Raw genomic sequence first — 25,354 nt, 5'->3', positions numbered from 1 at the left:
CGATCGCCGTCGGAGCGATCGGGCCGCTTGCGGCCGAAACGATCGCGGCGTCTGCCTTGCATCGGCCGCAAACGCTTTCATGCATCATAGATAGTGATAAACTGATGCGAAAACCGCTACTGACGACGGACTTCTTGGACCGGGCGCGGCGCCATTACGCCGACGAGGAGGCCGTCCTCGCCACGGACGGGACGCGGTACACCTACGCCGAGTTGGGCGAGCGCGCGGACCGGTTCTCCGCAGCCCTCCGAGAACGCGGGATCGAGAAGGGGGACCGCGTCGCGGTGTTGGACCCGAACACCCACTATCACCTCGAGGCCGCCTACGGCGCGATGCAGCTCGGCGCGATCCACACGCCGCTGAACTACCGGCTCACGCCCGACGACTTCTCGTACATGCTTTCCGACGCCGGCGTCGACGCGATCTACGCCGACGCCGAGTACGCCGCGAACGTCGAGGCGGTCCGCGACGAGGTGCCGACCGAGACGTTCCTCACGAACGACCCCGAGGCGGTCGAAGGCGACTGGGAGTCGTTCGACGAAGCGCTCGCCGACGCGGATCCCGGCAGCTACGAGCGCCCGGAGATGGACGAAGACGACGTGATCACGATCAACTACACCTCCGGGACCACGGGCGACCCCAAGGGCGTCTGCCGCACCCACCGCGCCGAGACGCTCCACGCCTACCTGATCGCGATCCACCAGGAGATCACCGACGACGACGTCTACCTCTGGACGCTCCCGATGTTCCACGTCAACGGGTGGGGACACATCTACGCGATCACGGGGATGGGCGCCCGCCACGTCTGTACCCGGGGCGTCGACGTCGAGTCCGTCTTCGACCGGGTCCGCACCGAGGACGTGTCGTACTTCTGTGCGGCGCCGACCGTGCTCAACATGCTCGGCGATCACTACGCCGAGCACGGCGGCGCAACGACCGGCGACAACGACGTGCGGGTCGCCACCGCGGGCGCGGCGCCGCCGGAGGCGACGATCCGCACCGTCGAGGAGGAGTTCGGCTGGGACCTCAAACACGTGTACGGAGCGACCGAGACGGGGCCGCTCGTGACGACGTCGGACGCCAAGCGCCACTACGACGCCGACTCCGACGACCGGTTCGCGGTCAAGAAGACGCAGGGGATCGGCTACCTCGGCACCGACGTGCGCGTCGTGGACGAGAACGGCGAAGACGTGGCCGCCGACGGCGAGACCATCGGCGAGATCGTCGTCCGCGGCAACCAGGTGATGGACCGGTACTGGAACAAGCCCGAGGCCACCGAGGAGGCGTTCTCTGAGCGGCTAGAGGGGTACTACCACATGGGCGATCTGGCGGTCGTCGACGAGGACGGCTTCGTCTCGATCCAAGACCGGAAGAAGGACATCATCATCTCCGGCGGGGAGAACATCTCCTCGATCGAGTTAGAGGACACCCTCTTCGAACACGAGGTCGTCTCCGACGTTGCCGTCATCCCCGCGCCCGACGAGCGGTGGGGCGAGACGCCGAAGGCGTTTGTCGTCCCGGAAAGCGGCGACCCCGACGCTCCGGGCGCGACGCACGAGGAGCTCAAGGCGTTCGTCCGCGAGCGCGTCGCCGACTACAAGACTCCCGGCGAGGTGGAGTTCGTCGCCGATCTCCCGACGACGGCGACCGGGAAGATACAGAAGTACGAGCTGCGCGAGCGCGAGTGGGACGAGGAAGACCGGATGGTCGGAGAAGGGTGAGTTGAAAAATCAGCGGCGTGACCGCCCGCCTCACTCCTCGCCGAGCAGGCTCTCGACGAGTTCCTCGGGCTCGAACAGGGTGATGTCGTCGTACCCCTGCCCGGTGCCGAGGAAGAGGATCGGCTTCCCGGTGACGTACGCGACGGAGATGGCGGCGCCGCCGGAGGAGTCGGCGTCGGCCTTCGTCAGGATGGCGCCGTCGATCTCGGCGGCGTCGTTGAACTCCTTCGCGCGGTTCACCGCGTCCTGCCCCGCGACCGCCTCGTCGACGAACAGGGTCATGTCCGGGTCGACGACGCGGTCGATCTTCTCGAGCTGGGCCATCAGGTCGTCGCTCGTGTGGAGCCGGCCCGCGGTGTCGCCGAGGACCACGTCGATGTCGTTCGCTTCGGCGTACTCGACGCCGTCGTAGATGACGGCCGCGGGGTCACCGCCTTGGTCGTGGGAGATGAGTTCCCGATCGAGTCTGTCGGCGTGCTCCTGAATCTGCTCGTTGGCGCCCGCCCGGTAGGTGTCGCCGTTCGCCATCACCGAGGAGTAGCCGCGGTCGGCGAGCCACTCCGAGAGCTTCGCGATGCTCGTCGTCTTGCCGACGCCGTTGACGCCGGTGAAGACGATGGTGACCGGCTTTTCGGCCTCCGCGATCCGATCTTCGAAGTCGAACTGTCCGACGGCGATCACGTCGAGGAGGGCGTCGTGAAGCGCCGACTCGACGAGCTCGCCGGTCGTCTCGACCTGCTTACGCGACTCGCCGAGCATCTTCTCGCGGACGGTGTCGAGGATGCGCTCGGCGACGCTCATCTCCACGTCGCTTTCGAGCAGGGCCATCTCGAGGTCCCACAGCGGCTGCTCTAAGTCCTCTTCCTCGATGATGATCCGTCCGGTCGCGAACGCCTTCGCGCGCTGGAAGGTGCTGGGCTCGTTGTCGTCCTCCGAGTCGTCATCGCCGTCGTCACGCACCGCGTCTTCAATCGGCGGTCCAGCGGCGTCAGCGTCGCTCTCCGCGATCTGGTCACCGTCGGAGGACTCGGAGACAGGGCTCTCGGCCTCCGCTGACTCGTCCTGCTCCTCGGGCTCCTCTACCTCGGCGTTCTCCTCGACGTCCTCTCGGAACCCGGAGAGCTTGTCTTTCAGTCCGTCGAACACGGTCGGTCGTTACTCCTCGTCGCCCTGACCCTGCTGCATCTGCTGCATCTGCTGTTGCTGCATCTGCTGTTGCATCTGCTGGGCCTGCTGTTCGAGCTCTTGGCTCTCGTCTTCGAGCTCGTCGACCTCCTCCTGCGTCTCCTCGATGCGCTCGTCGAGCGCCTCCTGCTTGCGTCGGAGCACGTCGATCGCGTCGTCCTCGCTCTGCTCGGCGGAGTAGTTGCCGCCGAGCGAGACGATGATCTCGTCGATGTCCTGGACCTCGGCGCGCACGTAGGCGCCGCCGCCGAGCGGGACCTGCACCGTCGAGCCCGTGTCGAGGGTCTCGATGGCCTCGATCGCGTCGTCGATGTCGGACTGCTCCTGCTGGTAGTCGGCGATCTCGGCTTCGAGCGCCTCGATCTCCTCGTCGAGCGCCTGCAGCTCTTGGGAGAGCTGCTGGAGCTGCTGTTGCCCGCCGCCCATCATGCCGCGGACACCTCCTCGATCTCGATCTGGGTGCGCTTCCGGTTGTGCTGGCTCCCGACCGTGGTGTAGATGCGCTCGCGGGCGAGGTCCTCGTTCTCCGCCTCGACGTCCTTGGTGAACGGCTGGAAGCCGTCTCGACTCTGGAACCGTCCACTCACCGTGTAGGTACTCATGTTCACCGATCCGGCAGGGACAGGGAAGTATCTTCCTAAAAAGCGAGACGCGATCGATGGCGGCCCACGGCGACGGAACGCCACTGAGAGACCCACTCGGCCCGGAGATCGACTCATCGAGTGGCGATCTATTTCCTCCGGAAGCGCAGTCAGCCGGCGAGGTCGACCCGGCGGAACCGGAGAACCGCGAGGAGTACGAGCCCGGCGGTCGCCGCGAGCAGAACGGCCGCGCCGGTGGTGTTGTGGCTTAAAAGAAAGGACGGAATCGCCGGACTGAACACGGATCGGCCGATCGAGACGCGGAGCGTGCTTCGGGCTTAGTCGATGAAGCCGAGCGTCTCCTCGATCCGACCCAGTTCGGGACCGGTGGTGTCCTCACCGACGACGTACCCTTCGTCGGTGGCGACGAGCCCGGAGCCGACGAGCGGCGCGCCGTAGTTGATCGTCCCGAGGTCGGCGCGCACGTCGAGCGCCTCCTCGACGGCTTGAAGCTCCGACTCGGCCGATTTGGGGTGACAGAGCACGCCCGTGTTGTTGGCGACCGCGGCGGTGCCGACCGTCCGCACGTCGCCGAGGTCGCCGCGGACCACGGGGACGTCGAGGGTCTCTCTGATCGTCACGATCGACTCGCGGGGGAGGTCCGGGTGGACGTAGGCGCCGTAGTCGTTCGCGAGGACGACGTTCCCGGCCGCGTTGATCTCGCCGGGGAGTTCGCCCACCTCGCGGTCGGCGGCCTCGGCGATCCGCGACTGCTCCCGTTCGGTCGCCCTCGCGGAGACGAGCACGCCGTTCTCGTTGCCCGTCGCGAGGGAGCCGACGGTGTTGGCGCCGCCGACCGTCGTGAGGAGGGGCTCGGCGCCCAGCTCCTCGCCGAGCGCGTCGGCGAGCTCCTCGTCGACGTCCGGCCGGACCAACAGGAAGTCGTCGATCGCGCGGGCGAAGACGCCCACGTACGACGAGCCGGTGAAAGTCGCCCGTAACACGTTACTCGGCGTGTTCGGCTTCGACGACGGGCTCGCCGTCCTCGACGAACCGGGCCGCGCGGACGCGGACCTTGCTCGGCGGGTTCTGGCGTCCGTTCGCCCAGACGACCTCGTTGACCGAGGTGTCGAGGACGACTTCCTCCTCGTCGACGGAGAAGTGTTGCGCGAGGTGTTCGCGGACGATCTTCATCGCGAAGTCGGCACGCTCCTGGACCGGCTTGTCGTTGGCGTCGCGGAGCGGGACGGTGACGACGCGCTCCTCGAAATCACTCGTCGACATTTACTCGTCCAGGTCGTTCCGGCGCCAGTTGCGCCGCTTGGGGTTTCGCGTGACGTTCATGTCCGTCTTCATCATGACCCACGCGGGGACGCGGGTGTTCTGGCGTTCCGCCTTCGCCAGACGCTTCTTTTGGGCCTTCGACTTGTCTCCCATAGTGGCGCACACTTTCCGCGGGGCGCATAAAACCCCTTCCATACCGCGTCGCTCGGCGGCGTCGAACGTCCAGGGTCGGCGACTCGCTCTCGGCGCCCGGGCCCCGAGACACGCCGCGTCTCGGCGGGTCAGAACGTCCGCTCGCCGAGAGTCCTGTAGATCCGGTAGCAGCGCTCCAGCACGTCAACCCTGACGCTCTCGGTCTCGGTGTGCGCCTCACCGGGTTCGGAGGCCCCGCAGACGAGGGGGTCGGTGCCGGCCTCGGCGAGCCAGCCCGCGTCGGTCGCGTGGGGCTTGACGACGCGTTCGGGCGCGTCGAGGCCCAGATCGTCGTGGACCTCGCGGGCCGCGTCGAGCGCGGCGTCGGCGAAGTCGTCGTCACCGCAGGCCATCGGCGGGAGGTCCTGATCGACCTCCCACGCGACGCCGTCGACCGTCTCCGCGGCGCGGCCGATGTCGGTGCGGTCGCCGGGGACCGTGCGCTCGTCGATCGTCACCTCGCAGCGCTCCGGGATCACGTTCCACGTCTCGCCGCCGTGGACCATCGTCACCGCGAGCGACCCGGTGACGGGCTCACCGAAGACGGTCGCCTCCGGGGCGTCGAGCCCGCGGACGACGTCGATCGCGTCGCTCGCCCGATAGACCGCGTTCTCGCCGGCCTCGGGCTCGGAGGCGTGCGCCGCGGTCCCGCTCGCGACGAGCGTCGAGGCGCGCCGGCCCTTGTGCGCGACGACGACGTCGGTGACTCCCGGCTTCGAGTAGTCCGTCGACCCCTCGGCGACGACCGCGCGGTCGGGGACGAACCCCTCCTCGATCGCGTGACGCGCGCCGGTCCCGCCGACCTCCTCGCCGACGAACGAGGCGAACGCGAGCCCGCGGCCGATCGGCGGCTCGGCGTCCCGGAACGCGAGCATGCAGGCCGCCACCGCGCCCTTCATGTCCGCTGCGCCACGGCCGAAGATCCGGCCGTCGCGGCGCTCGACGACGTACTCTCCCGCGTTCCCCTCGCCGGTCGTCTGCCGGTCGGCCGGCGGGACCACGTCGTGGTGACCGACGAGCGCGAGCGTGTCGGCGTCGGGATCGTCGATCGCGCCTTTATAGGCGAGCACGTTGCCGACCGCGTCGCGTTCGACGCGCGCGTCGGTCTCCGCGCGGAGCCACTCCTCGATCGCGTCGCCGGCGGCGGTCTCGTCCTCGTGCGACGGGATCGCGACCAGCGTCTCGGTCAGGTCCGAGAGTTCGTTCATACGGTCGGGTCGACGCTCAGCCGCTTAAAAACTGAGTGTGCGGATGTCATTTATAAGCCGATCGCGGTGGCGCGCGCCTGTGAGCGCCCGAAGGGCGCGAACAGCGCCGCGCGAGGGAGTCGGCCACTCGGAGCAAAGCGGAGAGTGGCCGACGAGGCTGGGGAGGTGTGAGGCTGCGGTGCTGAGCGGGCGGGTGGGATTCAAAGGGGCAGCCGGCGAGGCGGACGCAGGCGACGCAAGCACCGCAGGGAGCGAACAACGTGAGCGACTGAGGAGCGCAGCGAGCGTGCGTCCGCCTCGCCGGCTGGGGCTTTGGAAGTCTTCACTGTCGATCCATAGTCATCGACTTATAAATGCGAGCCTACTGAGTAGACCACCTCCCCACTCGTAAGCGCGCGTGATTAATACGTCTCCGAGCCCTCGTCACGCATATGTCCGATCAGCTCGAAACCGCGACGCTCGGCGGCGGGTGCTTCTGGTGTACCGAGGCGGCGCTCGAACAGCTCGCCGGCGTCGAGTCGGTCACCTCCGGCTACGCGGGCGGCCACGTCGACGACCCGACGTACAAAGGGGTCTGCTCCGGGAACACCGGCCACGCCGAGGTCGTCCAGGTGGAGTTCGATCCCGACGTGATCGCCTACGACGAGGTGCTGGAGGCCTTCTTCGAGATCCACGATCCGACCCAGCTCAACCGACAGGGACCGGACGTTGGGTCCCAGTACCGTTCGATCGTCCTCACGCATGACGAGGAACAGCGTGAGGTCGCGGAGGCGTACGTCGAGGCGCTCGACGAGGAGTACGACGACGACGTGGTGACCGAGATCGAGCCGCTGGAGACGTTCTACCGCGCCGAGGAGCGCCATCAGGACTACTTCGCGAAGAACCCCGACGACGCCTACTGCACCTTCCACGCGAAACCGAAGATGGAGAAGGTCCGCGAGAAGTTCGAGGCGAAGGTCGCGAAGTAAGCCGTCTGGGTCGCTGTAACTTCTTCTCGACCACCGGTCGCTCGTGCATAACTAACCAACAGAGCGACAGCGACTACCTCCAAAGCCCCGGCCGCTCGGCGATACGTGATCGATGACTCGGCGGTGAACACCCCAAAGCCCCAGCCGCGACGGCTCGCGCACCTCGTTGCGCTCCTCGCTCAGTCGCTACCGCTCCTTCGCTGCGGTGCTTACGTCGGTGTGCTTCGGCCTCGCGGCCGCCCCTTTGAGTCCACCCGACCGCGACCGCCCCACACCTCACGCCTCCCCAGCCTCGCGGTTCGCGCTCTGCGAGCGCTCACCGCGTCCCTCGCACCGTCGGCTCGCGGCCCTGCGGGCCGCTCACCGGGGCGCGCCACCGCCTCGACCGTTTATAAGCCGTTATCTCGACTTCACCACCCGTTCCGATCCCGTTCGTCCGGCAACCCTCCGCCGGAACGGTAGACCTTTGCCGCCGCCGGTGCGAGCGGGCGTATGGTCTCGCTGGGACTGGTGGTGGCGCGGTTCAACGACTCCGTCACGGAGCCGATGGCCGAAGCCGCTCGCGAGGCGGCCGCCGACCGCGACGCCGTCATCGTCGACGAAGTGAGCGTGCCGGGAGCGTACGACAGCCCGCTGGCCGCCGACCGGCTCGCACGCCGAGACGACGTCGACGCCGTCGCGGTGGTCGGCGCCATCGTCACCGGCGACACCGACCACGACCACGTGATCGCGAGCGCGACCGCCGACAAGCTCACGCGGGTGAGCCTCGACCGCGACACCCCCGTCACGTTCGGCGTGAGCGGGCCGGGGATGTCCGGCGCGGAGGCGCGCGAGCGCATCGATAAGGGCGCAGACGCCGCCGAGGCGGCGATCGACCTCGCGGAGGAGTTCGAATGACCGGCGGAGACCCCCCCGAACAGAGGACACCACAATGAGCGACGCATACGACTTCTCAGAGCGGATCGGACGCGTAGAGCCCAGCGCCACGCTGGCGATATCGAACCTCGCGGCGGAGAAGGAGGCCGAGGGCGCCGACATCGTCGACCTCTCGGTCGGTGAGCCCGACTTCGACACCCCCGAGAACATCGTCGAGGCCGGCAAGGACGCCCTCGACGCGGGGCACACGGGGTACACCTCCTCGAACGGGATCCCCGAGCTGAAGGAGGCCATCGCGGCGAAGCTCCGCGGCACGGGCGTCGACGCCGACGCCGACGAGGTGATCGTCACCCCCGGCGGCAAGCAGGCGCTGTACGAGACGTTCCAGACGCTGATCGGCGAGGGCGACGAGGTCGTCCTCCTCGATCCGGCGTGGGTCTCCTACGAGGCGATGGCGAAGCTGGCCGGCGCTGACCTCTCCCGCGTCGACCTGTCGCCCCACGGGTTCCAGCTGGAGCCCGCCCTCGACGACCTCGCCGAGACGGTCTCGGACGACACCGAGCTGCTCGTCGTCAACTCCCCCTCGAACCCGACGGGCGCGGTCTTCTCCGAGACCGCGCTGGAGGGCGTCCGCGACCTCGCGGTCGAGCACGACGTCGCCGTCATCTCCGACGAGATCTACGAGCGCATCGTCTACGACGCCGAGCACGTCTCGCTCGCGAGCCTCGACGGGATGGCCGACCGCACGGTCACGATCAACGGCTTCTCGAAGGCGTTCTCGATGACCGGCTGGCGGCTCGGCTACCTCCACGCGACCGAGGAGTTCGTCGGGCAGGCCGGGAAGCTCCACTCGCACTCCGTCTCCTGCGCGGTCAACTTCGTCCAGCACGCGGGCGTGGAGGCGCTGGAGAACACCGACGAGTCCGTCGAGGAGATGCGGCGGGCGTTCGCCGACCGCCGCGACCTCCTCGTCGACCTGTTCGACGAGCACGGGATCGACGTCGACGTCGGCGACGGCGCCTTCTACATGATGATCCCCGTCGACGACGACGACCAGGCGTGGTGCGAGGCCGCCATCGAGGAGGCGTCCGTCGCGTGCGTGCCGGGCAGCGCGTTCAACGCGCCCGGCCACGCCCGGATCTCCTACGCCGCGAGCGAGGAGCGCCTGCGCGAGGCCGTCGACCGCCTCGTCTCGAACGACCTCTTATAAACGCGGGCGGTTTCGCGTCCGTTTTTCGTCTCGATCTTCAGTCCGACCTTCGGGTCGTTCTGATGGCCCAGCTCCCGATCGACGGTCCTTCTCCGGACGAGAGAGCGGATCGGCCGATAGCGGGAATCTGCGGTGCGTTTTTTATCTCCGTTCCTCAAAGTTTCAACTCGGTGGTATGATGTACGATCAGATACTGTACCCGACGGACGGGAGCACCGGATCGGAAGCGGCGGCAGCGCACGTGGCGGAACTCGCGTCGGCGTTCGACGCGACCGTCCACGTCCTGCACGTCATCGACATTCGCGGGGGCGGGCTCGGCCTGAGCGGGGCGTTCCTCGACGAGGAGAACCAGGCGATGAGCGGGCGGTCGCCCGACGAGGGGTACATCGGTAGGCACGAGGACGGCCCCGACACGGACGAGATCGAGGACGAGCTCACCGCCCAGGCGGAGGAGCTCGTCGAGACCTCGGCCGGGTCGCTCGACGGAATCGACCTGACAACCGCCGTCGAGATAGGGACGCCCCACTCGGAGATCCTCCGATACGCCGACGAGAACGACATCGATCTCGTGGTGATGGGGACGCATGGTCGAACCGGCGTCGAGCGCTACCTGCTCGGCAGCGTCACGGAGAAGGTGGTTCGGCTCTCCGATCCGCCGGTGGTGACGGTCCGAGCCGACGAGGGCGAGTGACGCCGCGAACTTTTTTAAATCGGGCGCCGCGGATGCGACGTTCCGAAACCCTTACTCCCGGTCCGGGACACCTCGACGTATGAGCGATACGTCCGAGTCGACGGGCGACGCGGAGAGGGACGTGGTGGACGACGCCGACTCGTCCGCCGGTTCCGACGCGTCCGCCGTCGACGCCGAGGAAGTCCGGCACGTCGCGGATCTGGCCCGCGTGCGGCTCGACGACGACGAAGTCGCGGAGTTCGCCGACCAGTTCGGCGACATCCTCGACTACTTCGAGGCGCTCGACGAGGTGCCCGAGACCGACCGCGAGGAGGAACTCGTCAACGTGATGCGCCCCGACCAGGTCGAGGACGGCCTCACCCAAGGAGAAGCGCTGTCGAACGCCGAGGAGACGGAAGACGGCTTCTTCGTCGGGCCGAAGGTGTCGTAATGGCGGCCGACCACAACGCCTTCATCACAGAGGAGGCGATCGAGGGCGACGACGACGCCGAGGGCCCGCTCGCGGGAACGACGGTCGCCGTCAAGGACAACATCTCCACCGAGGGGATCCGGACGACCTGCGGCTCCGAGATGCTGGCCGACTACGTCCCGCCCTACTCCGCGACGGTCGTCGACCGGCTGACCGACGCGGGCGCGACGATCGTCGGCAAGACGAACATGGACGAGTTCGGGATGGGGACGACCACGGAGACCTCCGCGTTCGGCCCCACGAAGAACCCGGCCGACCCGGAGCGCGTCCCCGGCGGCTCCTCCGGCGGGTCGGCGGCGGCGGTCGCCGCGGGCGAGACCGACGTGGCGCTCGGATCCGACACGGGCGGGTCGGTGCGCTGTCCGGCCGCGTTCTGCGGCGTCGTCGGTATCAAGCCCACCTACGGGCTCGTCTCGCGGTACGGGCTCGTCGCGTACGCGAACTCCCTCGAACAGATCGGGCCGATCGCGGGCACCGTCGAGGAGGCGGCCGCCGCGCTCGACGTGATCGCGGGCCCGGACCCGCACGACGGGACCACGCGCGACCTCGCCGACGTGGAGGGCGCAGATCCCGACGCGAGCTACGCCGCGGCCGCCGACGGCGACGCCGACGGTCTCACGGTCGGGGTCCCCACCGAACTGTTCGACGGCGCCGACGAGCGCGTCGTCGAGACGGTCGAAGCCGCGATCGCGGACCTTGAGGCGCAGGGCGCGGAGACCATCGAGATCTCGCTGCCGTCGGTCGAGCACGCGGTGCAGGCGTACTACGTCATCGCGATGGCGGAGGCGTCCTCGAACCTCGCGCGCTTCGACGGCGTGCGGTACGGGAACCGCGCCGAGTCCGACGGCAACTGGAACGAGTCGTTCGCTGAGACGCGCGACGAGGGGTTCGGCGCGGAGGTCAAACGCCGGATCCTGCTGGGCACGTACGCGCTCTCGGCGGGCTACCACGACAAGTACTACGAGAAGGCGCAGGACGCCCGCGCGTGGGTCCGTCAGGACTTCGAGGACGCCTTCGCCGACGTCGACGTGATCGCGTCGCCGACGATGCCGGTGCTCCCGTTCGAGCTCGGCGAGAGCCTCGACGACCCCCTCAGAATGTACCTCGCGGACGCGAACACGACCCCGGTGAACCTCGCGAACCTCCCCGCGATTTCGGTGCCCGCGGGCGAGGCCGACGGGCTCCCGGTCGGGCTTCAGCTCGTCGGCCCGAAGTTCGGCGAGGAGACGATCGTCCGCGCCGCGAGCGCGGTCGAAGACGCCAGCTGAGGGCCGCTTCCGCTCGTTCTTAATCCGCGTAAAACCGCGTTGAGCGTCTCGGCCGGTTATGTGCCTCGCACCCCTCGTCCCGAGCGCATCATGACCGAAACCGAATCGACGACGGACGCGTTCGATCGCGACTCCGTTCGCTCCGCCAGTCGGATCGCCATCGCGGCGCTCGCGCTGGTGGGCGTGTTGTACCTGTTCACGCTGCTGCCGGGCGTCGACCGCCTGGTCCCCCTGACGCCGATCACCTTCGCCGCGGTCGCCAGCGCGGTGGTGACGGTCGCGGTCGTCGCCCTCCTCGCGTACGCCGCGCCGAAGGTCGCCTCGCTGACGCGCGCCGCCCTCCACCGGACCGACGCCGCGGACCACGTGGAGCGCATCGCCGAGAACGGCGGCGCGATGGCGTACTGGCTCGTCGTGCTCGCGGCCGTGCTGGTCGCCCACAGCGGGCTCGCGGGCGCGGTCGTCCCCCTGCTCGACGGGTTCGCGTGGGCGTACGACGCCGCGTTCCTGCTGGCGTCGCTCGTCCCGCTCGTCTTCGTCGTGGCGCGGCTGACCGTGACCGTCGACCCGCTCTCGGAACTGGTCGCCGACCGCGTTTCGGGGTCCGAATCGGCGGGGGGAGCCGACGACGCAGACCCGGATGCGGGCGCGGGCGAGCCGGGGTCGGAGTCGGAGCCTTCCGCGGCGACCGCCGGTGAGTCCGACGAGTGCGCGGACGGGGCCACCGAGATCGACGCGGCCGGCTCGCAGGGTCACTCGATCGAGGAGCGGTGGGGCGTCGACGACGAACCCGGGGACGCGGCCGACGGCGGAGCGGACGACGAGTCGACGGGCTCCTGACGCTGATCGCGATCCGGAACGTCCATACCCGCCCCGGTGAACGGGGAGGTATGACGCTGACCGACGAGGAGCGGAGCCGGCTCGCCGACATCGTCCGGCTCCAGCCGACGAAGAACGGCGAGCTGCAGGACGCGTGGGGGCTTGAGGGGGGCAGCGAGGTCCACCAGTACTTGGAAAACCACCTCGAGGAGTACTACTACCGCGACGACGACAGCCTGATCCGGTCGACCGCCGAGGCGAACGACCTCGTCGACGTCGAGCCCGGGATCGAGGCCGACGCCGTCGCGAAAGGGGGCGCGCCGGAGACGATCCGCGTTCCCGAGCTGGAGGCCCGAGTGTTCGAGGTCGTGGCGGACCCCGACGGGCGCTCGCAGTCGGTCGTGGCCGTGCTCAACGCGGTCCGCGAGGCGTTCGACCTCGACCCCGACGTGGACGAGGTGCGGCGCGCGCTCCGGAGCCTCGAGCGCAAGAACGTCGTCGAGGTGGTGTACCGAACCGTGCCGACATTCAAACTGGCCGTCGAACGCGACGAGATCACCGTCGAGATCGCGGAGTAGCCCGTCGCCGAAGCCGACGTCCGTCCCGGCGGCGCGGCGACCGCGATGGCGTTCCGCAACGACACGTTATAAGCCGGAGGGGCGGGAACCGTCTCGGTAATGCTACAGGGGGTCAACGTCGCGCTCGGCGTCTCGGGGAGCATCGCGGCGGTGAAGGTCGTCGAACTCGCCCACGAGCTGCGCCGCCGCGGCGCGAGCGTGCGCGCCGTCATGTCCCCGGCGGCGACGAACATCGTCCACCCGTGGGCGGTCGACTTCGCGACCGACGAGCCCGTCGTCACCGAGATCACCGGCGACGTGGAACACGTTGAACTCTGCGGTCGCGACGGGTGGGCCGACGTGCTCCTGCTCGCGCCGGCGACCGCGAACACCGCGGGGAAGGTCGCCGCCGCGATCGACGACACCCCGGTCACCACCTGCGCGACGACCGCGCTCGGGGCCGACGTGCCGGTGGTGATGGCGCCGGCGATGCACGAGCCGATGTACGACCACCCGGGAGTGCTGGAGGCGCTCGACCGGCTGGAGGCGTGGGGCGTGCGGTTCGCGGCCCCCCGGATCGAGGAGGGGAAGGCGAAGATCGCCGCGGAGGACGACATCGTGACGCAGGTCGCTCGCGCGACAACTCCGCAGTCGCTCTCGGGGACCCACGTCGTCGTCACCGCGGGCGCGACCAAAGAGCGGATCGACCCGATCCGGATCCTGACGAACCGGGCGTCGGGGAAGACCGGCCGCGCGGTCGCCCGGGCGCTGTACGTCCGGGGCGCGACCGTGACGCTGGTGCAGGACGGTCCCGAGGTCCCCTACGCCGACGTGGTCGCTGTCGAGACCGCATCGGAGATGATGGAGGCGTGCCGTCGGACCGCGGCCACCGCGGACGCGCTGATCTCCGCGGCGGCCATCTCCGATTTCACCGCCGACGCGGTCGACGAGAAGATCCGGTCGGGCTCGCCGCTGTCGGTCGATCTGGAGCCGACACCGAAGCTGATCGACTCGGTGCGGGAGGCGTACCCGGACCTCCCGATCGTCGGGTTCAAGGCCGAGACCTCCGGCGACGACGACGCGATGGTCGCGGAGGCAGAGCGGATCCGCGGCCGGGTCGGGCTCGCGTTCGTCGTCGCCAACGACGCGAGCGTGATGGGCGACGACGAGACCCGCGTCCTCCTCGTCGGCGAGGCGGGGACCGAGCCCGAGGAGGCGGTCGGCTCGAAGGACGCCGTCGCGGGCCGGATCGCCGACAGACTGGCCGCGGAGCTCGGCCGATCGGCGTGACGACCGACCTGATCCGCGTAGACGGCGTCTCACCCCTCACCACCCCGAAACCATCGCGGATACAAACTGTTTTGAGTCGGTAGAGAAAGGATCGAGACAGAGATACCCATGTGCACAGAGACGGCGAAACTCGGTTCCGTCGGAGGTGTGGTGGGTGGCTGACACCGACGCCGGTAGCGACGCCACCGATGGCGAGGCCACCGGTGACAAAGCTGGCGACCGCGATGACCCCAGCGACGGTGCGGAACGCGGATCCCCGTCCGCTCCGACCGGGGGGCTCGTCGTGCCCGTCGAACCGACGCCGACCCTGCGCGCGACGATCGCGTACGCGGTCGAGGCGGCTATTGACGACGGCTTCTCGACGATCCACCTCGTAGAGATCGCGTCGTGGCGCGACGGCGACCCCGGTTCCGACGACCGAGCGTCAGCGGCCGAGCGCGTCCTCGAACGCGCCGAGGCGTGGGCGAACTCCGATCTCGACGATAGCGACGACATCGACGGGGAGCGCCCGGCGGTGACCGTCGCGACGGAGCTCATCGGCGCCGACGAGTACCTGTTCGGGCCGGACGACTACGTCCGGGTGCTCGCCGCCTACGCCGAGGAACACGGGGCCGACGCCGTGCTGCTCGACCCGGAGTACACGCCCGTCGGCAACACGACCCTGCTCCAGCCGCTGGAGTTCGCGCTGTCGAACACCTCGCTGACCGTCGAGACGGCGCCGGTGACGCGGCCGACCCGGCGCGAGCGGCTCCGGAGCGAGGCGACCGGGAAGCGGTTCGTCGCGATGTTCGGGTTCTCGCTCGCGTTCTACCTCCTGCTCGGCGACCCGCTCTACTGGTTCGACTGGGTGACGGGGATCGCGACCGCCGCGATCGTCTCGATCACCCTCTCGCGGGTGAGCATCGACGTCGAGCCCGCGGTCCCGCGGACGCCGATGCGGGTGCTCCGCGGCGTGATCTACGTCCCCGTCCTCCTCTTCGAGATCGTCAAGGCCAACGTCGAGGTCGCGCGGGTGATACTGGACCCGCGGCTCCCGATCGAACCGACGATGAACCGCGTCCGCGTGATCGTCGGCAGCGGGCTCCCGCTGATGACGATCGCGAACTCGATCACGCTGACGCCGGGGACGCTGACGGTCCGGGCCCGCGACAGCGACCTGTACGTCCACTCGCTCATCCCGTCGGCCCGCGACGGGCTCTTCGACGGCTCCCTGGAGCGCTGGACGCGGTTCGTCTACTACGGGCGGGCGTCAGCCCGGCTCCCGACGCCCCGCGAGCGCGACGACTGCGCGATCTTGCAGGGCCCGGACGCGACCGAGGAGCTGCCGATCGCCGCCGCCGACGGCGGAGAGTCGCCAGCTGACGACGAGGGAGACGACTCGGCGGTCGAACCCGACGACGAGGACCACGAGGACCAGGAGGCGGCGGAGGTGACCGACGCGTGAGTGTCGTCGACGCCGCGCTCGCCGCTGGCTACACGGTCGGCGACTTCCTGCTCCTCGCGGCCGCGGGCTTCACCGTGCTCGCGATCGGGATGCTCTATCGGGCCGTGAAGGGCCCGACGATGCAGGACCGGGTGCTCGCGGTGAACGTCCTCGGGACGAACACCGTCGTCATCCTCGCCATCCTGAGCGCCGCGCTCTCCGAGCCGACGTTCCTCGACATCGCGTTGGTGTACGCGCTGTTGAACTTCCTGATGGCCATCGCCATCTCGAAGTTCACCGTCGAGCGGGGTGGTGTGCTGTGATGGACGCGCTCGGAACCGCTCGCGTGGCGCTCGTCGTCGCCTTCACGCTGCTCGGGCTGTTCTTCACGTTCGTCTCGATGACGGGCGTCCTCCGGCTCCCCGACGTGTACTCACGGGCGCACACCGCGTCGCAGGCGGACACGCTCGGCGCCGGCTTCGGGCTGGCCGCGGTCGCGCTCGCGATCGGCTGGGAGGCCGCTGGAGTCAAGAGCGTGCTCCTGCTGTTCTTCATCTTCGTGACGAACCCGACGGCGGCCCACGCGATCGCCCGGGCCGCCTTCGAGGAGGGGACCGTGCCGTGGACCGAGGGGGACGAGCGCCGATGACGGTTCCCGGCTTTGCCTCTCCGGTCGTCGCGCAGGTCACCGCGATCGAGGCGAGCCTGCTCGCGTTCGTCGTGCTCACGGCGCTCGCGACCGCGTTCGCCAGGGACGTGCTCGCGGCGGTCATCGTCTTCGGGGCGTACAGCCTCGGAATGGCCGCGCTGTACACGTTCTACCGCGCGCCCGACGTGGCTCTGACGGAGGCCGCCATCTCCGCCGGTGTGACGACCGTCCTGCTGCTGTTGACGCTGGCGAAGACGACCCGGCTCGACCACGACGCGGTCTTCGAGTCGGTGAACCTCCCCGCCGCGGGCGCCGCCGGTCTCCTGTTCGCCGGTCTACTGCTCACTATGGGGGACATTCCGGCGATCGGATCGCCGGACGCCCCGGTCTGGTCGAACCCGGACGTGAGCCAGTGGTATCTCTCGGAGTCGTACGCACAGACCCACGTCGAGAACACCGTGATGGCCGTGCTGGCAGCGTTCCGGGGGTTCGACACGTTCGGCGAGGCGGTCGTCGTCTTCGCCGGCGGGATCGCGGCGCTGATCGTGCTCCACCGGGAGGTGTTCGCATGAGCGACGCCGTCGACGACACCGACATGGCCGACACAGCCACCGACACGCGCCCCGACGACCCGTCCGACGCCTCGGGAGGTGCCTCGTCGGACGACCAGGGCGATACCGAGTCCGACCTCCCGCCGCATCGCGCCGTGTCTCGGTCGAGGCGGCTCGACTCCGAGGAACGGCAGGGAACGCCCTACACCGAGAGTCAGGTGATCATGCCGACCGTGAAGGTGGTCACGCCGTTCGCGTTCACCTACGGTCTGTTCATCACCTTCCACGGGAGCGGATCGCCGGGAGGCGGGTTCCAGGGCGGCGCGATCATGGCCGCCGTGGTGTTCATGATCGCGTTCGCGTTCGGCATCGAGTCGACGCGCGACTGGCTCGCGAACACCGTCGTCGTCGCGCTCGCGGTCGGCGGTGCGCTCGCGTTCGCCGGCATCGGACTCGTCCCGGTCGCGCTCGGCGGGGCGTTCCTCCAGTACGACCTCCTCCCGATCCCGATCCTCGACCCCGTCAAGTACGGGATGGAGGGCGTGGAGATCGTCGGGATCGCCCCCATCGTAAGCGGCGTGCTCATGGGGCTGTTCTTCCTGCTCGCGAGCGGGTTCGACTCCGATGGAAGTGGATTCGGAAGCGGCTCCCTCGACGAGGACGGGTCGATCGACGAGAGCGAACCGATCGACGAGGGGAGTTCCCTCGAGGAGGACGCCGCCGACGCCGGAGGTGACCGATGACGGTCGCCCTCGACGCCGCGGCCGGTTCCGTTTCCGGTCTCGCTTCGGTTCTCGCGTCCGGGACCGCGACCGCCTCGGCGCTCGACGTACTGACGACGAGACACGCCTACGTCGCGTTCGCGCTGCTGTTGTGTATCGGACTCTACATGATGATCGCCAACCCCAACCTCGTGAAGAAGATAATCGGCCTCAACCTGTTCCAGACGGCGATATTCCTGCTGTTCATCACATCGGCGTACGTCGAGGGCGGCGCGATTCCGATCGTCCCCGAAGGTGCGGCAGAGACGGAGACGTTCGTCAGCCCGCTCCCGCACGTGATCGTGCTCACCGCCATCGTCGTCGGCGTGAGCCTCACCGCGGTGGGGCTCGCGCTCTGTATCCGCATCTACGACGAGTACGGGACGCTCCGAACCGACGTGCTCCGAGACCTCCTGCGCGACGAGGGGTCGCTCCCGGAGCGACCGGCGGTCGGCGGGGCCCGTGTCGACGGCCGTTCCGGAGTCGACGGCGCTCCGACCGACGAGTCCGCGGTCGCCGACGGGGGTGAGACCGATGAGTGACGTGCTCCTCCCGGTCGCCATCGCCGTGCCGATCGTGGCTGCGACGCTCCCGCTCGGGCTCGGGCTGAAGTACGAGAGCGCGGGGTGGCCGATAGCGGCGGTCGCGACGACGGTCCTCGCCGGGCTCGCGGCCGCGATCGGGATCGAGGTGGCCCGCGGCGGAGCGCTCTCGCACGCGCTCGGAACGTACGAGCCGCCGATCGGGATCGAGCTGGTGGCCGACGAGCTGTCGGTCGCGGTGCTCGCTCTGGTCGCCGCCGTCTCGCTGGCGACGCTCGCGTTCGCTCGGGTGGCCGGCCCGCGCGGCAACTCGTTTTACAGCGGGTACCTGCTGCTGGTCGGAGGACTCACCGGGCTCGTGCTCACGGGCGACCTGTTCAACATGTTCGTGTTCCTAGAGATCGTCGGGATCTCGACGTACGCGCTCATCGCGGCCGACCGGTCCGGGGCGAGCGCGTACGCCTCACTGAAGTACCTCGTGGTGGGGACGGTCGGCGCCTCGCTGTACCTGCTGGGCGTCGGCTACGCCTTCCTCGCGACGGGGACCCTGAACATGCTCGACATGCAGGTGCAGATCGTCGAGCAGGCGAGCTACGCCGACCCGCTGATCCGCGCGAGCTACGCGCTGATCGTCGCGGGGCTCGGGCTGAAGGTCGCCGTGTTCCCGATCCACGCGTGGCAGCCGGACGCCTACCAGCGCGCGCCGGACTCGGTGACGACGATCGTCGCGGCGCTCGTGTCGACCGCGAGCGCGTACGCGCTGATCCGGGTGTCGTACACCGTCTTCACGGTCGACTTCCTCGCGGCCAACGACGCGATCACGACGGTCATGCTGATCGTCGCCGGCGCGTCGATCCTCGCCGGCTCCGCGCTCGCGGCGATGCAGTCCGACCTCAAGCGGATGTTCGCGTACTCCTCGGTCGCCCAGTTCGGGATGATCGTCGCCGCGGTCGCGCTCGCGAACGAGACCGCGCTGCTCGGCGGGATCGTCCACCTCATCGGCCACGGTCTGCTGAAGTTCGGGCTGTTCCTCGGAGTCGGGCTGTTAGCGCTCGGCTACGGCGCCCGCGAACTCGACGACCTCGCGAGCGCGGCCCGGTCCGCGCCGTACACGACCGGTGCGGTCGCCCTGCTGGGGCTCGGTCTCGTCGGGATCCCGCCGTCGATCGGCTTCCTCGGGAAGTGGTACATCGGCGTCGGCGCGGCGGAGGCGAGCATGAGCGGCGGCGGGTCCGCCGGGATCGCGATCGCGGTCGTGATCTTCCTCAGCACGCTGTTCACGCTGTCGTACGTCGCGCGGGTGATCGAGCGGTTCTACTTCGCCGGCGCCGGGCTCACCGACGGCCACGGCGAAGGCGACCACGGTGACGAGCGCGTCGACGCCGGTCACGACGACGGCGGCTCCGACCACGGCGTCGCGGCCGACGGCGGTCGCGAGTCGGCGACCGGCGACGACGGCCCCCTCACGCCCGCCGAGGGGGCGCCCCGGTCGCGGTTCGTTCCGGACCGCGTGCCCTCGACCCCGCTCGCGATCCTGATCCTCGCGGCGCTGACGACGGTCGCGCTCGGCTTCGGCGGCTACGCGCTGTTCGAGTGGTTCGATCCGTTCCTCACGGAGGTGTTCGCATGACCGACGTTCCAATCACAGACCTACGTCCCCTACTGGCGGTCCTCGTCTCGTTCGTCGCGGCGTTCTTCATCGTCGCGTCGCACCGCTCGCCGAACGTCCGCGAGGGGTGGACGATCGCGGCGGCGGTCGCGAAGTTCGCGATCGTCGCCTCGATGCTGCCGGCGGTCCTCGACGGCGCCGTCTTCGAGTGGTCGCTCGGCGCGTTCCTGCCCGGCGGCATCGAGTTCGTCCTGCGCGCCGACGCGCTGGGGATGCTGTTCGCGTTCCTCGCGAGCGGGCTGTGGATCGTCACCTCCTTCTACAGCATCGGCTACATGCGCGGGAACGACGAGACCAATCAGACCCGGTACTTCGCCGCCTTCGCGGTGTCGCTGTCGGCGACGATGGGGATCGCGTTCGCGGGCAACCTCGTGACGATCTTCGTGTTCTACGAGATCCTCTCGATCGCGACGTACCCGCTCGTCGCCCACGACGAGACCGACGAGGCCCGGGCGGCGGGTCGGAAGTACCTCGCGTACACGATGTTCGGCGGGGGCGTTCTCGTGCTCGCGGGGACCGCCCTCGTCTACCTGATCGCCGGCAACGTCTCGTTCACGGCCGGCGGCATCGAGGAGCTGGCGAACGCCGACCCCGGCCTCGCGATGCTCGCCTTCTTCCTCCTCGCGATCGGGTTCGGCGTGAAGGCCGGGATCATGCCGCTCCACCAGTGGCTCCCCGAGGCGATGGTCGCGCCGACGCCCGTCTCCGGGCTGCTCCACGCGGTCGCGGTCGTCAAGTCGGGCGCGTTCGGCGTCTCCCGGGTCGTCCTCGACGTGTTCGGGCCGGAGCTCGTCTTCGACCTCTCGCTCCCCTTCGGCTTCTCGGCCGGGCTCGTCCTCTCGACAATCGGAGCGATCACGCTGACCGCGGCCTCCATCATCGCGCTGCGGAAGGACCACCTGAAACAGCGGCTCGCCTACTCGACGGTGAGCCAGCTGAGCTACATCATCCTCGGGCTCGGGCTGTTCGGGTGGTACGGGCTCGTCGGCGCGCTGCTGCACATCCCGGCGCACGCGTTCATGAAGCTCACCCTGTTCTTCTGCGCGGGGAACCTCCACGTCTCGACGCACACCGACTACATCTCCGAGATGGCGGGGATCGGCAAGCGGATGCCCCTGACCATGGGGGCCTTTACCGTCGCCTCGCTCGGGATGGCGGGGATCCCGCTGCTCGCCGGGTTCGTGAGCAAGTACTACATGCTGATCGGCGGGATACGGATGGGCGCCCGGTTCACTCCGATCGCCTACTACCTCGTCGGGGCGCTGCTGCTCTCCGGGGTGCTCAACATCGCGTACTTCTGGCCGGTGATCTACACCGCCTTCTTCGAGGCGGAGGACGCCCACGACGCGAAGCCGCTCGTCGACTTCCGGATGGGCGGCGAGTCGCGGTCGACGCTGCCGGCGACCGACGGGGGTCATCCCGGCGATGACGCCGATAGCGACGGTACTGCAGACGACGAGGCCGACATCGACGAGGTCGTCGAGAGCGCCGAGGGCGACTCGGCGGTTGACGACGAGGACACCGAATCCATCGGCGACGACGCCGAGGTCCCGGACGACTCCGACATCCCCGACGCGGAGATGGACGACCTCCCGACCGACGAGGAGGGAGTTGTCCGTCCTGACTTCGACACGAGCGACCGGGACTTCTCAGAGCCCGCCGAGCGCGTCGACACCGGCGATTACGCGGTCGACTCGCGACCCTCGGACGCCAACGTGCCGTTCGGCGTGGGGCGCGGCGACGACTCCGCGGCGGCCGGAAGCGAACCGAACGACACCGACGATGGCGACGACACGAGTCACGACGACCACGGTGACGATCACACGGATCACGCGGACCACGACGGCCACGGCCACGCCGGCGGCCCGCCCGCAGGCGGCTGGGAACGCGTCGCCGGGCTCGACGCCCTCCGCGGGCGCGAGTCGACGTGGTTCACGCTCGGGCCGATCCTCACCGCGATGAGCCTCGCGGTGCTGCTCGGCGTGATTCCCTACGAGATGGGCTTCCTGGAGCTGATCGAGCTCATCGTCGACACGCGGCTCCCCGAGGGGGTGATGCGGCCGTGAACCCGATTCTCACGTCCGTGCCGCCGTACGTGCTGCTCGCGTTCGCCGCGCTCGCCGTGCTGGCGCTCCCGCGCCGGCTCGGCCACGCGGCGGCCGCGCTGGCGACGGCGTTCACGTTCGCACAGGCCGTCCTGCTCGGCGACGGCGGGACGGGCGCGCACCTCGCGACGCAGTTCCTCGGCTTCGACGTGGTGTGGTTCAACGTCGACCAGTTCTCGCTGCTGATGGGCGTCGTCGTCGGCTTCCTCGCGACCGCGGCGGTGCTGTACGCGTACGGGACGGAGGCGCCCACGTGGGTGACCGCGTTCGCGCTGATCTACGTCTCCTCGACTGTCGGGACGATATACGCCGGCGACTGGCTCACCCTGATCTTCTTCTGGGAGCTGATGGCCGTCACCAGCACCTTGCTGGTGTGGCAGTACGGCGGCGCGGCGGTCCGGGCCGGCTACCGCTACGCCCTGTTCCACGGGATCGGCGGGACGTTCCTGCTCGGCGCGGTCGTCGTCCACGGCGCGTCGATGCTCGGCAGCGTGCCGGCCGCCGAGATCTTCCTGTTCTCGTCGACGACCGGGATCCACGCCAGCGCGACGCTGCTCGCGGCGATCGGGATCGGCGTCAACTGCGGGTTCATCTTCCTGCACACGTGGCTGCCGGACACCTACCCGCGCCCGCACGTCGCGGCGTCGGTGTTCCTCTCGGTGTTCACGACGAAGACCGCGGTGTACGTGATGTACCGCGCGTTCCCGGAGGGCGGGATGTGGCTCGCGTACCTCGGCGGGTTCATGGCCGTCTACGGTGCCTTCTTCGCGCTGCTGCAGTACGACCCGCGCCGGCTGTTGTCGTACCACATCCAGGCGCAGGTCGGCTACATGCTCGCCGGGCTCGGACTAGCGACGTACGTCGGCGAGTTCGCGGTCACCGGCGGGTTCGCGCACCTGTTCAACAACGTCCTCTACAAGAGCCTGCTGTTCATGGCGGTCGGCGTCGTGATCTACCGGACCGGCGTCGAGGACATCAGGGACATGGGCGGACTGTGGCGGGAGATGCCGGTCGCCTTTCTGCTGTACGTCGTCGGTGCGGCCTCGATTACGGCCGTTCCGGGGTTCAACGGGTTCATCTCGAAGGGGATGGTGATCGACTCCGCACACGAGGTCCACAACTACGTGCTCCTGTTGGACAGCGGGCTCCTCTGGTGGCTTCTGATCCTCGGCGGCGTGGGGACGTTCATGTCGTTCATCAAGCTCGGCTACTACGTGTTCTTCCACGGCTCCGCGACGCTGTCGCCGAAGGACGCCACCCCGTTCCAGACCGCCGGGATGGTGCTCGCCGGCGGCGCCTGCGTCTTCTTCGGGGTGTTCTACTACCAGCTGATCGAGCTGATGCCGTTCACGGAGATTATCCTCAGCGAGGATGTCTACTTCAAGCCCTACAGCATGAGCCACCTGACCGAGTCGGCGTGGCTGATGGGGACCGGCTTCGTCGGCTTCTTCGCGCTGAAGCGCCCGCTCGGGTGGCTCGCCCACCACATGCGTGACGTGGACGCCGTGACGTACCCCGCCGCGTTCTACCTCGCTCGCGGCACGATCTGGGGCGTCACCGAGCTGTGGGCCGCCGTCGACCGCGCGGTGATGAGCGCGATCGCGGCCGCCGAGTGGACCGGAATGCACCCGCGGGAGGCGCTCGGACGCGCCGGCGTCGACGTCGAGATCCGGACCGGCATCGGGCGGAGCGTCCTCTTCTTAACGCTCGCCGCCGGGGTGGCGCTGTTCGTGTTCGTGCTCGGCTAGCGCGGCGCGGACGGGTTTATAAAGACCGCTCCGAACGGACCCGTGAGTTCTTATTCCCCGAGCGGTGACGGACGGTCATGTTCACGGAGCGGTCCGACCTCGTCGCGGACGACGACCCAGTTCGGGGCTACGGCGTCGCGGTGACACCCGGCCGGGAGGGGCCGCTGGTCTTCGTCGCGGGATACGGGGAGCCTAACCGGCTGTACGCCCGCGACGGGGACCGCTTCGTCGACACGGCCTGCGGCATCGTCGCCGACGGGACCCGACACGGGATGGGCGTGTGCGCGGCGGACCTTGACGCCGACGGCTGCGAGGAGGTGTACGTCCACAACTGCACCAAGGGCGTCGACGGCGGCGGCGACCCGGACCTCCTCTTAAATCGGCTCGAGTCCGAGCGATACCGCTGGACCGACCTATTCGCGCTCGATGTGAACGCGGATCGGCTCGACGTGCGCGCCGGTCGATCGGTCGCGGCGCTCGACCGCCTCGGGACCGGCCGATACGGTGTCGCCGTCTCCGGGTACGCGGCCCCGCTCGCCTTCTACGAGATCGGCGACGACGGCGAGATCACGGACATGGCCGACGCGGTCGGGCTAGAGGTCGACGGGGGGTGTCGGTCGCTGCTCACGGTCCCACACTGCTCCGGCGAGGGCGACCTGTTCGCGGGCGTCGAGCGGGGACCGAACCGGCTGTTCCGGAACGACGGCGGCCACTACGACAACGCCGACGGCGGCGCCGCGCTCTCGGACCCGGCCGGCGACACGCGGGGGGCCGCCCTCGTCGACGAGGGCGGTCGATTCGCGTTCGCGGTCGGCAACGAGAGCGGGCCGAACCGCCTCCTCCGCAGAGCGCCCGACGGCGGGTTCGTCGACGCGGCGCCGCCCGCGCTCCGTGAGACCGGCCGCGTCCGGACCGTCGTCGCCGCGGACTTCGACAACGACGGCCGCGAAGAGCTGTTCTTCAACGCCTCGGGAGGGCCGAATCGGCTCTTCGCGCGCGGCGGCGAGAGAGCGAGCGAGGGGGCGGGCGAGACCGCCGAGGGCGACGACGCGCGCTGGCGCCGCGTCGACCCGGGACCGGCCGCCGAACCGGACGGGTTCGGAACCGGCGCGGTCGCGGCCGACCTCGACGGCGACGGCGTCCTCGAACTGATCGTGGTCCACGGCGAGGTCGCGGCCCAACCGATCTCGGTGTATAAGGACCCGACTGCGGCGGCCGCCGGATGGGTCCGCGTTCGTCCGACCACGCGGCACGGGGCGCCGGCCCGGGGCGCCGTTGTCCGGCTCGAAACGGCCGACGGCGTCCAACGCCGTACCGTCGACGCCGGCGGCGGTTGTCTCTGTCAGACCGAACCGGTGGCGCACTTCGGGCTCGGCGGGGCGACCCCGGTCCGAGTGGACGTGCGGTGGCCGGACGGCCGCGAGCGGACTCTCACCGACCCGCCGGTAAACGCGGAGCTCGCGGTCGAACACCCCTCGCGGATCGCGGCGGCGACCGGGAGGCGGCGGGGACGCGGGCGAAACGACGGAGGTAGGCGGAGTGAAGGGAGCGGCGGCCACCCCGTCGGTCGGTAAGGCGATCCGCACG

General features: G+C 69.4%; 28 protein-coding genes. 21 read left to right on the top strand and 7 right to left on the bottom strand.

Translation table 11 applies throughout. The features are described from left to right. Positions 1-104: 104 nt before the first annotated feature. A complete protein-coding gene (locus FGL94_RS01220; RefSeq protein WP_144920167.1) occupies positions 105-1,721 on the top strand; it encodes a long-chain-fatty-acid--CoA ligase in 1,617 nt (538 codons plus the stop codon). Positions 1,722-1,751: 30 nt separating this feature from the next. On the opposite strand, the gene ftsY is transcribed toward FGL94_RS01220, so the two are convergent. From ftsY to rpl18a, 3 genes are read right to left on the bottom strand one after another with little or no spacing between them, the layout of a single operon-like run. Beyond that, the gene (gene ftsY / locus FGL94_RS01215; RefSeq protein ID WP_144920164.1) at positions 1,752-2,867 is read right to left on the bottom strand and encodes a signal recognition particle-docking protein FtsY; all 1,116 of its coding nucleotides are present in this window, start codon (positions 2,865-2,867) and stop codon (positions 1,752-1,754) included. 9 nt (positions 2,868-2,876) lie between these two features. After that, complete coding sequence (gene pfdA, locus FGL94_RS01210) at positions 2,877-3,332, bottom strand: prefoldin subunit alpha (RefSeq protein ID WP_144920162.1); 456 nt, start codon at positions 3,330-3,332, stop codon at positions 2,877-2,879. Further along, a complete protein-coding gene (gene rpl18a, locus FGL94_RS01205; RefSeq protein ID WP_095636733.1) occupies positions 3,332-3,508 on the bottom strand; it encodes a 50S ribosomal protein L18Ae in 177 nt (58 codons plus the stop codon). Before rpl18a ends, pfdA begins: the two co-directional genes overlap by 1 nt. A gap of 56 nt (positions 3,509-3,564) precedes the next feature. Between rpl18a and FGL94_RS18120 the strand changes: the two genes are divergently transcribed. Further along, entirely contained in the window at positions 3,565-3,759 is a 195-nt protein-coding gene (locus FGL94_RS18120; RefSeq protein ID WP_186313304.1) for a hypothetical protein, read from the top strand. A 66-nt stretch (positions 3,760-3,825) separates the two neighbouring features. On the opposite strand, the gene FGL94_RS01195 is transcribed toward FGL94_RS18120, so the two are convergent. The 4 genes from FGL94_RS01195 to FGL94_RS01180 form a co-directional block, all read right to left on the bottom strand. After that, positions 3,826-4,491 (bottom strand): translation initiation factor IF-6, encoded by a 666-nt coding sequence (locus FGL94_RS01195; protein ID WP_144920160.1) that lies wholly within the window; start codon positions 4,489-4,491, stop codon positions 3,826-3,828. 1 nt (position 4,492) lies between these two features. Further along, complete coding sequence (locus FGL94_RS01190) at positions 4,493-4,771, bottom strand: 50S ribosomal protein L31e (protein WP_099254981.1); 279 nt, start codon at positions 4,769-4,771, stop codon at positions 4,493-4,495. Then, positions 4,772-4,924 carry a 50S ribosomal protein L39e gene (locus FGL94_RS01185; protein ID WP_004050128.1) on the bottom strand — a complete coding sequence of 51 codons (153 nt, stop codon included), beginning with the start codon at positions 4,922-4,924 and terminating at the stop codon, positions 4,772-4,774. It abuts the gene before it with no gap. Between the two features lie 128 nt (positions 4,925-5,052). Continuing rightward, the gene (locus FGL94_RS01180) at positions 5,053-6,171 is read right to left on the bottom strand and encodes a M20 family metallopeptidase (RefSeq protein WP_144920158.1); all 1,119 of its coding nucleotides are present in this window, start codon (positions 6,169-6,171) and stop codon (positions 5,053-5,055) included. 431 nt (positions 6,172-6,602) lie between these two features. On the opposite strand from FGL94_RS01180, the gene msrA reads away from it, so the two are divergent. From msrA to FGL94_RS01085, 19 genes are all read left to right on the top strand, one after another. Further along, positions 6,603-7,139 carry a peptide-methionine (S)-S-oxide reductase MsrA gene (gene msrA / locus FGL94_RS01175; protein WP_144920156.1) on the top strand — a complete coding sequence of 179 codons (537 nt, stop codon included), beginning with the start codon at positions 6,603-6,605 and terminating at the stop codon, positions 7,137-7,139. Between the two features lie 492 nt (positions 7,140-7,631). After that, the gene (ribH, locus tag FGL94_RS01170) at positions 7,632-8,036 is read left to right on the top strand and encodes a 6,7-dimethyl-8-ribityllumazine synthase (protein ID WP_144920154.1); all 405 of its coding nucleotides are present in this window, start codon (positions 7,632-7,634) and stop codon (positions 8,034-8,036) included. Between the two features lie 34 nt (positions 8,037-8,070). Further along, complete coding sequence (locus FGL94_RS01165; RefSeq protein WP_144920152.1) at positions 8,071-9,225, top strand: pyridoxal phosphate-dependent aminotransferase; 1,155 nt, start codon at positions 8,071-8,073, stop codon at positions 9,223-9,225. A 178-nt stretch (positions 9,226-9,403) separates the two neighbouring features. Further along, positions 9,404-9,916, top strand: a complete 513-nt coding sequence (locus FGL94_RS01160) for a universal stress protein (protein ID WP_144920150.1) — start codon at positions 9,404-9,406, stop codon at positions 9,914-9,916. 79 nt (positions 9,917-9,995) lie between these two features. Continuing rightward, a complete protein-coding gene (gene gatC / locus FGL94_RS01155) occupies positions 9,996-10,346 on the top strand; it encodes an Asp-tRNA(Asn)/Glu-tRNA(Gln) amidotransferase subunit GatC (protein ID WP_144920148.1) in 351 nt (116 codons plus the stop codon). Further along, a complete protein-coding gene (gatA, locus tag FGL94_RS01150) occupies positions 10,346-11,653 on the top strand; it encodes an Asp-tRNA(Asn)/Glu-tRNA(Gln) amidotransferase subunit GatA (RefSeq protein WP_144920145.1) in 1,308 nt (435 codons plus the stop codon). Before gatC ends, gatA begins: the two co-directional genes overlap by 1 nt. A 90-nt stretch (positions 11,654-11,743) precedes the next feature. Continuing rightward, entirely contained in the window at positions 11,744-12,493 is a 750-nt protein-coding gene (locus FGL94_RS01145) for a hypothetical protein (protein ID WP_144920143.1), read from the top strand. 50 nt (positions 12,494-12,543) lie between these two features. Next, entirely contained in the window at positions 12,544-13,050 is a 507-nt protein-coding gene (locus FGL94_RS01140) for a DUF5797 family protein (protein ID WP_144920141.1), read from the top strand. A 99-nt stretch (positions 13,051-13,149) separates the two neighbouring features. Then, positions 13,150-14,319, top strand: a complete 1,170-nt coding sequence (coaBC, locus tag FGL94_RS01135; protein ID WP_144920139.1) for a bifunctional phosphopantothenoylcysteine decarboxylase/phosphopantothenate--cysteine ligase CoaBC — start codon at positions 13,150-13,152, stop codon at positions 14,317-14,319. A gap of 154 nt (positions 14,320-14,473) precedes the next feature. Then, entirely contained in the window at positions 14,474-15,763 is a 1,290-nt protein-coding gene (locus FGL94_RS01130) for a monovalent cation/H+ antiporter subunit E (protein ID WP_144920137.1), read from the top strand. Next, positions 15,760-16,065, top strand: a complete 306-nt coding sequence (locus tag FGL94_RS01125) for a cation:proton antiporter (RefSeq protein ID WP_144920136.1) — start codon at positions 15,760-15,762, stop codon at positions 16,063-16,065. The genes FGL94_RS01130 and FGL94_RS01125 overlap by 4 nt, the downstream gene beginning before the upstream one ends. Next, entirely contained in the window at positions 16,065-16,391 is a 327-nt protein-coding gene (gene mnhG, locus FGL94_RS01120) for a monovalent cation/H(+) antiporter subunit G (RefSeq protein ID WP_144920134.1), read from the top strand. Before FGL94_RS01125 ends, mnhG begins: the two co-directional genes overlap by 1 nt. After that, positions 16,388-16,963: a DUF4040 domain-containing protein gene (locus FGL94_RS01115; RefSeq protein WP_144920132.1), complete on the top strand. Its 576-nt coding sequence runs from the start codon at positions 16,388-16,390 to the stop codon at positions 16,961-16,963. Before mnhG ends, FGL94_RS01115 begins: the two co-directional genes overlap by 4 nt. Continuing rightward, on the top strand, positions 16,960-17,685 hold the full coding sequence (locus FGL94_RS01110; RefSeq protein ID WP_144920130.1) for an MnhB domain-containing protein: 726 nt from the start codon (positions 16,960-16,962) through the stop codon (positions 17,683-17,685). The genes FGL94_RS01115 and FGL94_RS01110 overlap by 4 nt, the downstream gene beginning before the upstream one ends. Continuing rightward, positions 17,682-18,245 (top strand): cation:proton antiporter subunit C, encoded by a 564-nt coding sequence (locus FGL94_RS01105; RefSeq protein WP_144920128.1) that lies wholly within the window; start codon positions 17,682-17,684, stop codon positions 18,243-18,245. The genes FGL94_RS01110 and FGL94_RS01105 overlap by 4 nt, the downstream gene beginning before the upstream one ends. Next, positions 18,238-19,875 (top strand): proton-conducting transporter transmembrane domain-containing protein, encoded by a 1,638-nt coding sequence (locus FGL94_RS01100; protein WP_144920126.1) that lies wholly within the window; start codon positions 18,238-18,240, stop codon positions 19,873-19,875. Before FGL94_RS01105 ends, FGL94_RS01100 begins: the two co-directional genes overlap by 8 nt. After that, entirely contained in the window at positions 19,872-21,980 is a 2,109-nt protein-coding gene (locus tag FGL94_RS01095) for a cation:proton antiporter (RefSeq protein WP_144920124.1), read from the top strand. Before FGL94_RS01100 ends, FGL94_RS01095 begins: the two co-directional genes overlap by 4 nt. Beyond that, positions 21,977-23,767: a Na(+)/H(+) antiporter subunit D gene (locus tag FGL94_RS01090; RefSeq protein ID WP_144920122.1), complete on the top strand. Its 1,791-nt coding sequence runs from the start codon at positions 21,977-21,979 to the stop codon at positions 23,765-23,767. The genes FGL94_RS01095 and FGL94_RS01090 overlap by 4 nt, the downstream gene beginning before the upstream one ends. 77 nt (positions 23,768-23,844) lie before the next feature. Further along, entirely contained in the window at positions 23,845-25,341 is a 1,497-nt protein-coding gene (locus tag FGL94_RS01085; protein WP_144920120.1) for a CRTAC1 family protein, read from the top strand. Positions 25,342-25,354 lie beyond the last annotated feature (13 nt).

The organism is Halorubrum salsamenti (assembly GCF_007671685.1).
Classification (GTDB): Archaea; Halobacteriota; Halobacteria; order Halobacteriales; family Haloferacaceae; genus Halorubrum; species Halorubrum salsamenti.
This window is presented reverse-complemented; position numbering and strand designations above follow the sequence as displayed.

Bases quoted from the DNA above. Each gene is read 5' to 3' on its own strand.
- FGL94_RS01115 (WP_144920132.1), top strand. From the start codon at position 16,388: ATGACGGTTCCCGGCTTTGCCTCTCCGGTCGTCGCGCAGGTCACCGCG.
- FGL94_RS18120 (WP_186313304.1), top strand. From the start codon at position 3,565: ATGGCGGCCCACGGCGACGGAACGCCACTGAGAGACCCACTCGGCCCG.
- FGL94_RS01220 (WP_144920167.1), top strand. From the start codon at position 105: ATGCGAAAACCGCTACTGACGACGGACTTCTTGGACCGGGCGCGGCGC.
- FGL94_RS01185 (WP_004050128.1), bottom strand. From the start codon at position 4,924: ATGGGAGACAAGTCGAAGGCCCAAAAGAAGCGTCTGGCGAAGGCGGAA.
- FGL94_RS01180 (WP_144920158.1), bottom strand. From the start codon at position 6,171: ATGAACGAACTCTCGGACCTGACCGAGACGCTGGTCGCGATCCCGTCG.
- gatC (WP_144920148.1), top strand. From the start codon at position 9,996: ATGAGCGATACGTCCGAGTCGACGGGCGACGCGGAGAGGGACGTGGTG.
- mnhG (WP_144920134.1), top strand. From the start codon at position 16,065: ATGGACGCGCTCGGAACCGCTCGCGTGGCGCTCGTCGTCGCCTTCACG.
- FGL94_RS01110 (WP_144920130.1), top strand. From the start codon at position 16,960: ATGAGCGACGCCGTCGACGACACCGACATGGCCGACACAGCCACCGAC.
- FGL94_RS01105 (WP_144920128.1), top strand. From the start codon at position 17,682: ATGACGGTCGCCCTCGACGCCGCGGCCGGTTCCGTTTCCGGTCTCGCT.
- rpl18a (WP_095636733.1), bottom strand. From the start codon at position 3,508: ATGAGTACCTACACGGTGAGTGGACGGTTCCAGAGTCGAGACGGCTTC.
- FGL94_RS01095 (WP_144920124.1), top strand. From the start codon at position 19,872: ATGACCGACGTTCCAATCACAGACCTACGTCCCCTACTGGCGGTCCTC.
- gatA (WP_144920145.1), top strand. From the start codon at position 10,346: ATGGCGGCCGACCACAACGCCTTCATCACAGAGGAGGCGATCGAGGGC.
- FGL94_RS01160 (WP_144920150.1), top strand. From the start codon at position 9,404: ATGTACGATCAGATACTGTACCCGACGGACGGGAGCACCGGATCGGAA.
- pfdA (WP_144920162.1), bottom strand. From the start codon at position 3,332: ATGGGCGGCGGGCAACAGCAGCTCCAGCAGCTCTCCCAAGAGCTGCAG.
- FGL94_RS01100 (WP_144920126.1), top strand. From the start codon at position 18,238: ATGAGTGACGTGCTCCTCCCGGTCGCCATCGCCGTGCCGATCGTGGCT.
- FGL94_RS01165 (WP_144920152.1), top strand. From the start codon at position 8,071: ATGAGCGACGCATACGACTTCTCAGAGCGGATCGGACGCGTAGAGCCC.
- FGL94_RS01085 (WP_144920120.1), top strand. From the start codon at position 23,845: ATGTTCACGGAGCGGTCCGACCTCGTCGCGGACGACGACCCAGTTCGG.
- FGL94_RS01140 (WP_144920141.1), top strand. From the start codon at position 12,544: ATGACGCTGACCGACGAGGAGCGGAGCCGGCTCGCCGACATCGTCCGG.
- coaBC (WP_144920139.1), top strand. From the start codon at position 13,150: ATGCTACAGGGGGTCAACGTCGCGCTCGGCGTCTCGGGGAGCATCGCG.
- FGL94_RS01190 (WP_099254981.1), bottom strand. From the start codon at position 4,771: ATGTCGACGAGTGATTTCGAGGAGCGCGTCGTCACCGTCCCGCTCCGC.
- ribH (WP_144920154.1), top strand. From the start codon at position 7,632: ATGGTCTCGCTGGGACTGGTGGTGGCGCGGTTCAACGACTCCGTCACG.
- FGL94_RS01145 (WP_144920143.1), top strand. From the start codon at position 11,744: ATGACCGAAACCGAATCGACGACGGACGCGTTCGATCGCGACTCCGTT.
- msrA (WP_144920156.1), top strand. From the start codon at position 6,603: ATGTCCGATCAGCTCGAAACCGCGACGCTCGGCGGCGGGTGCTTCTGG.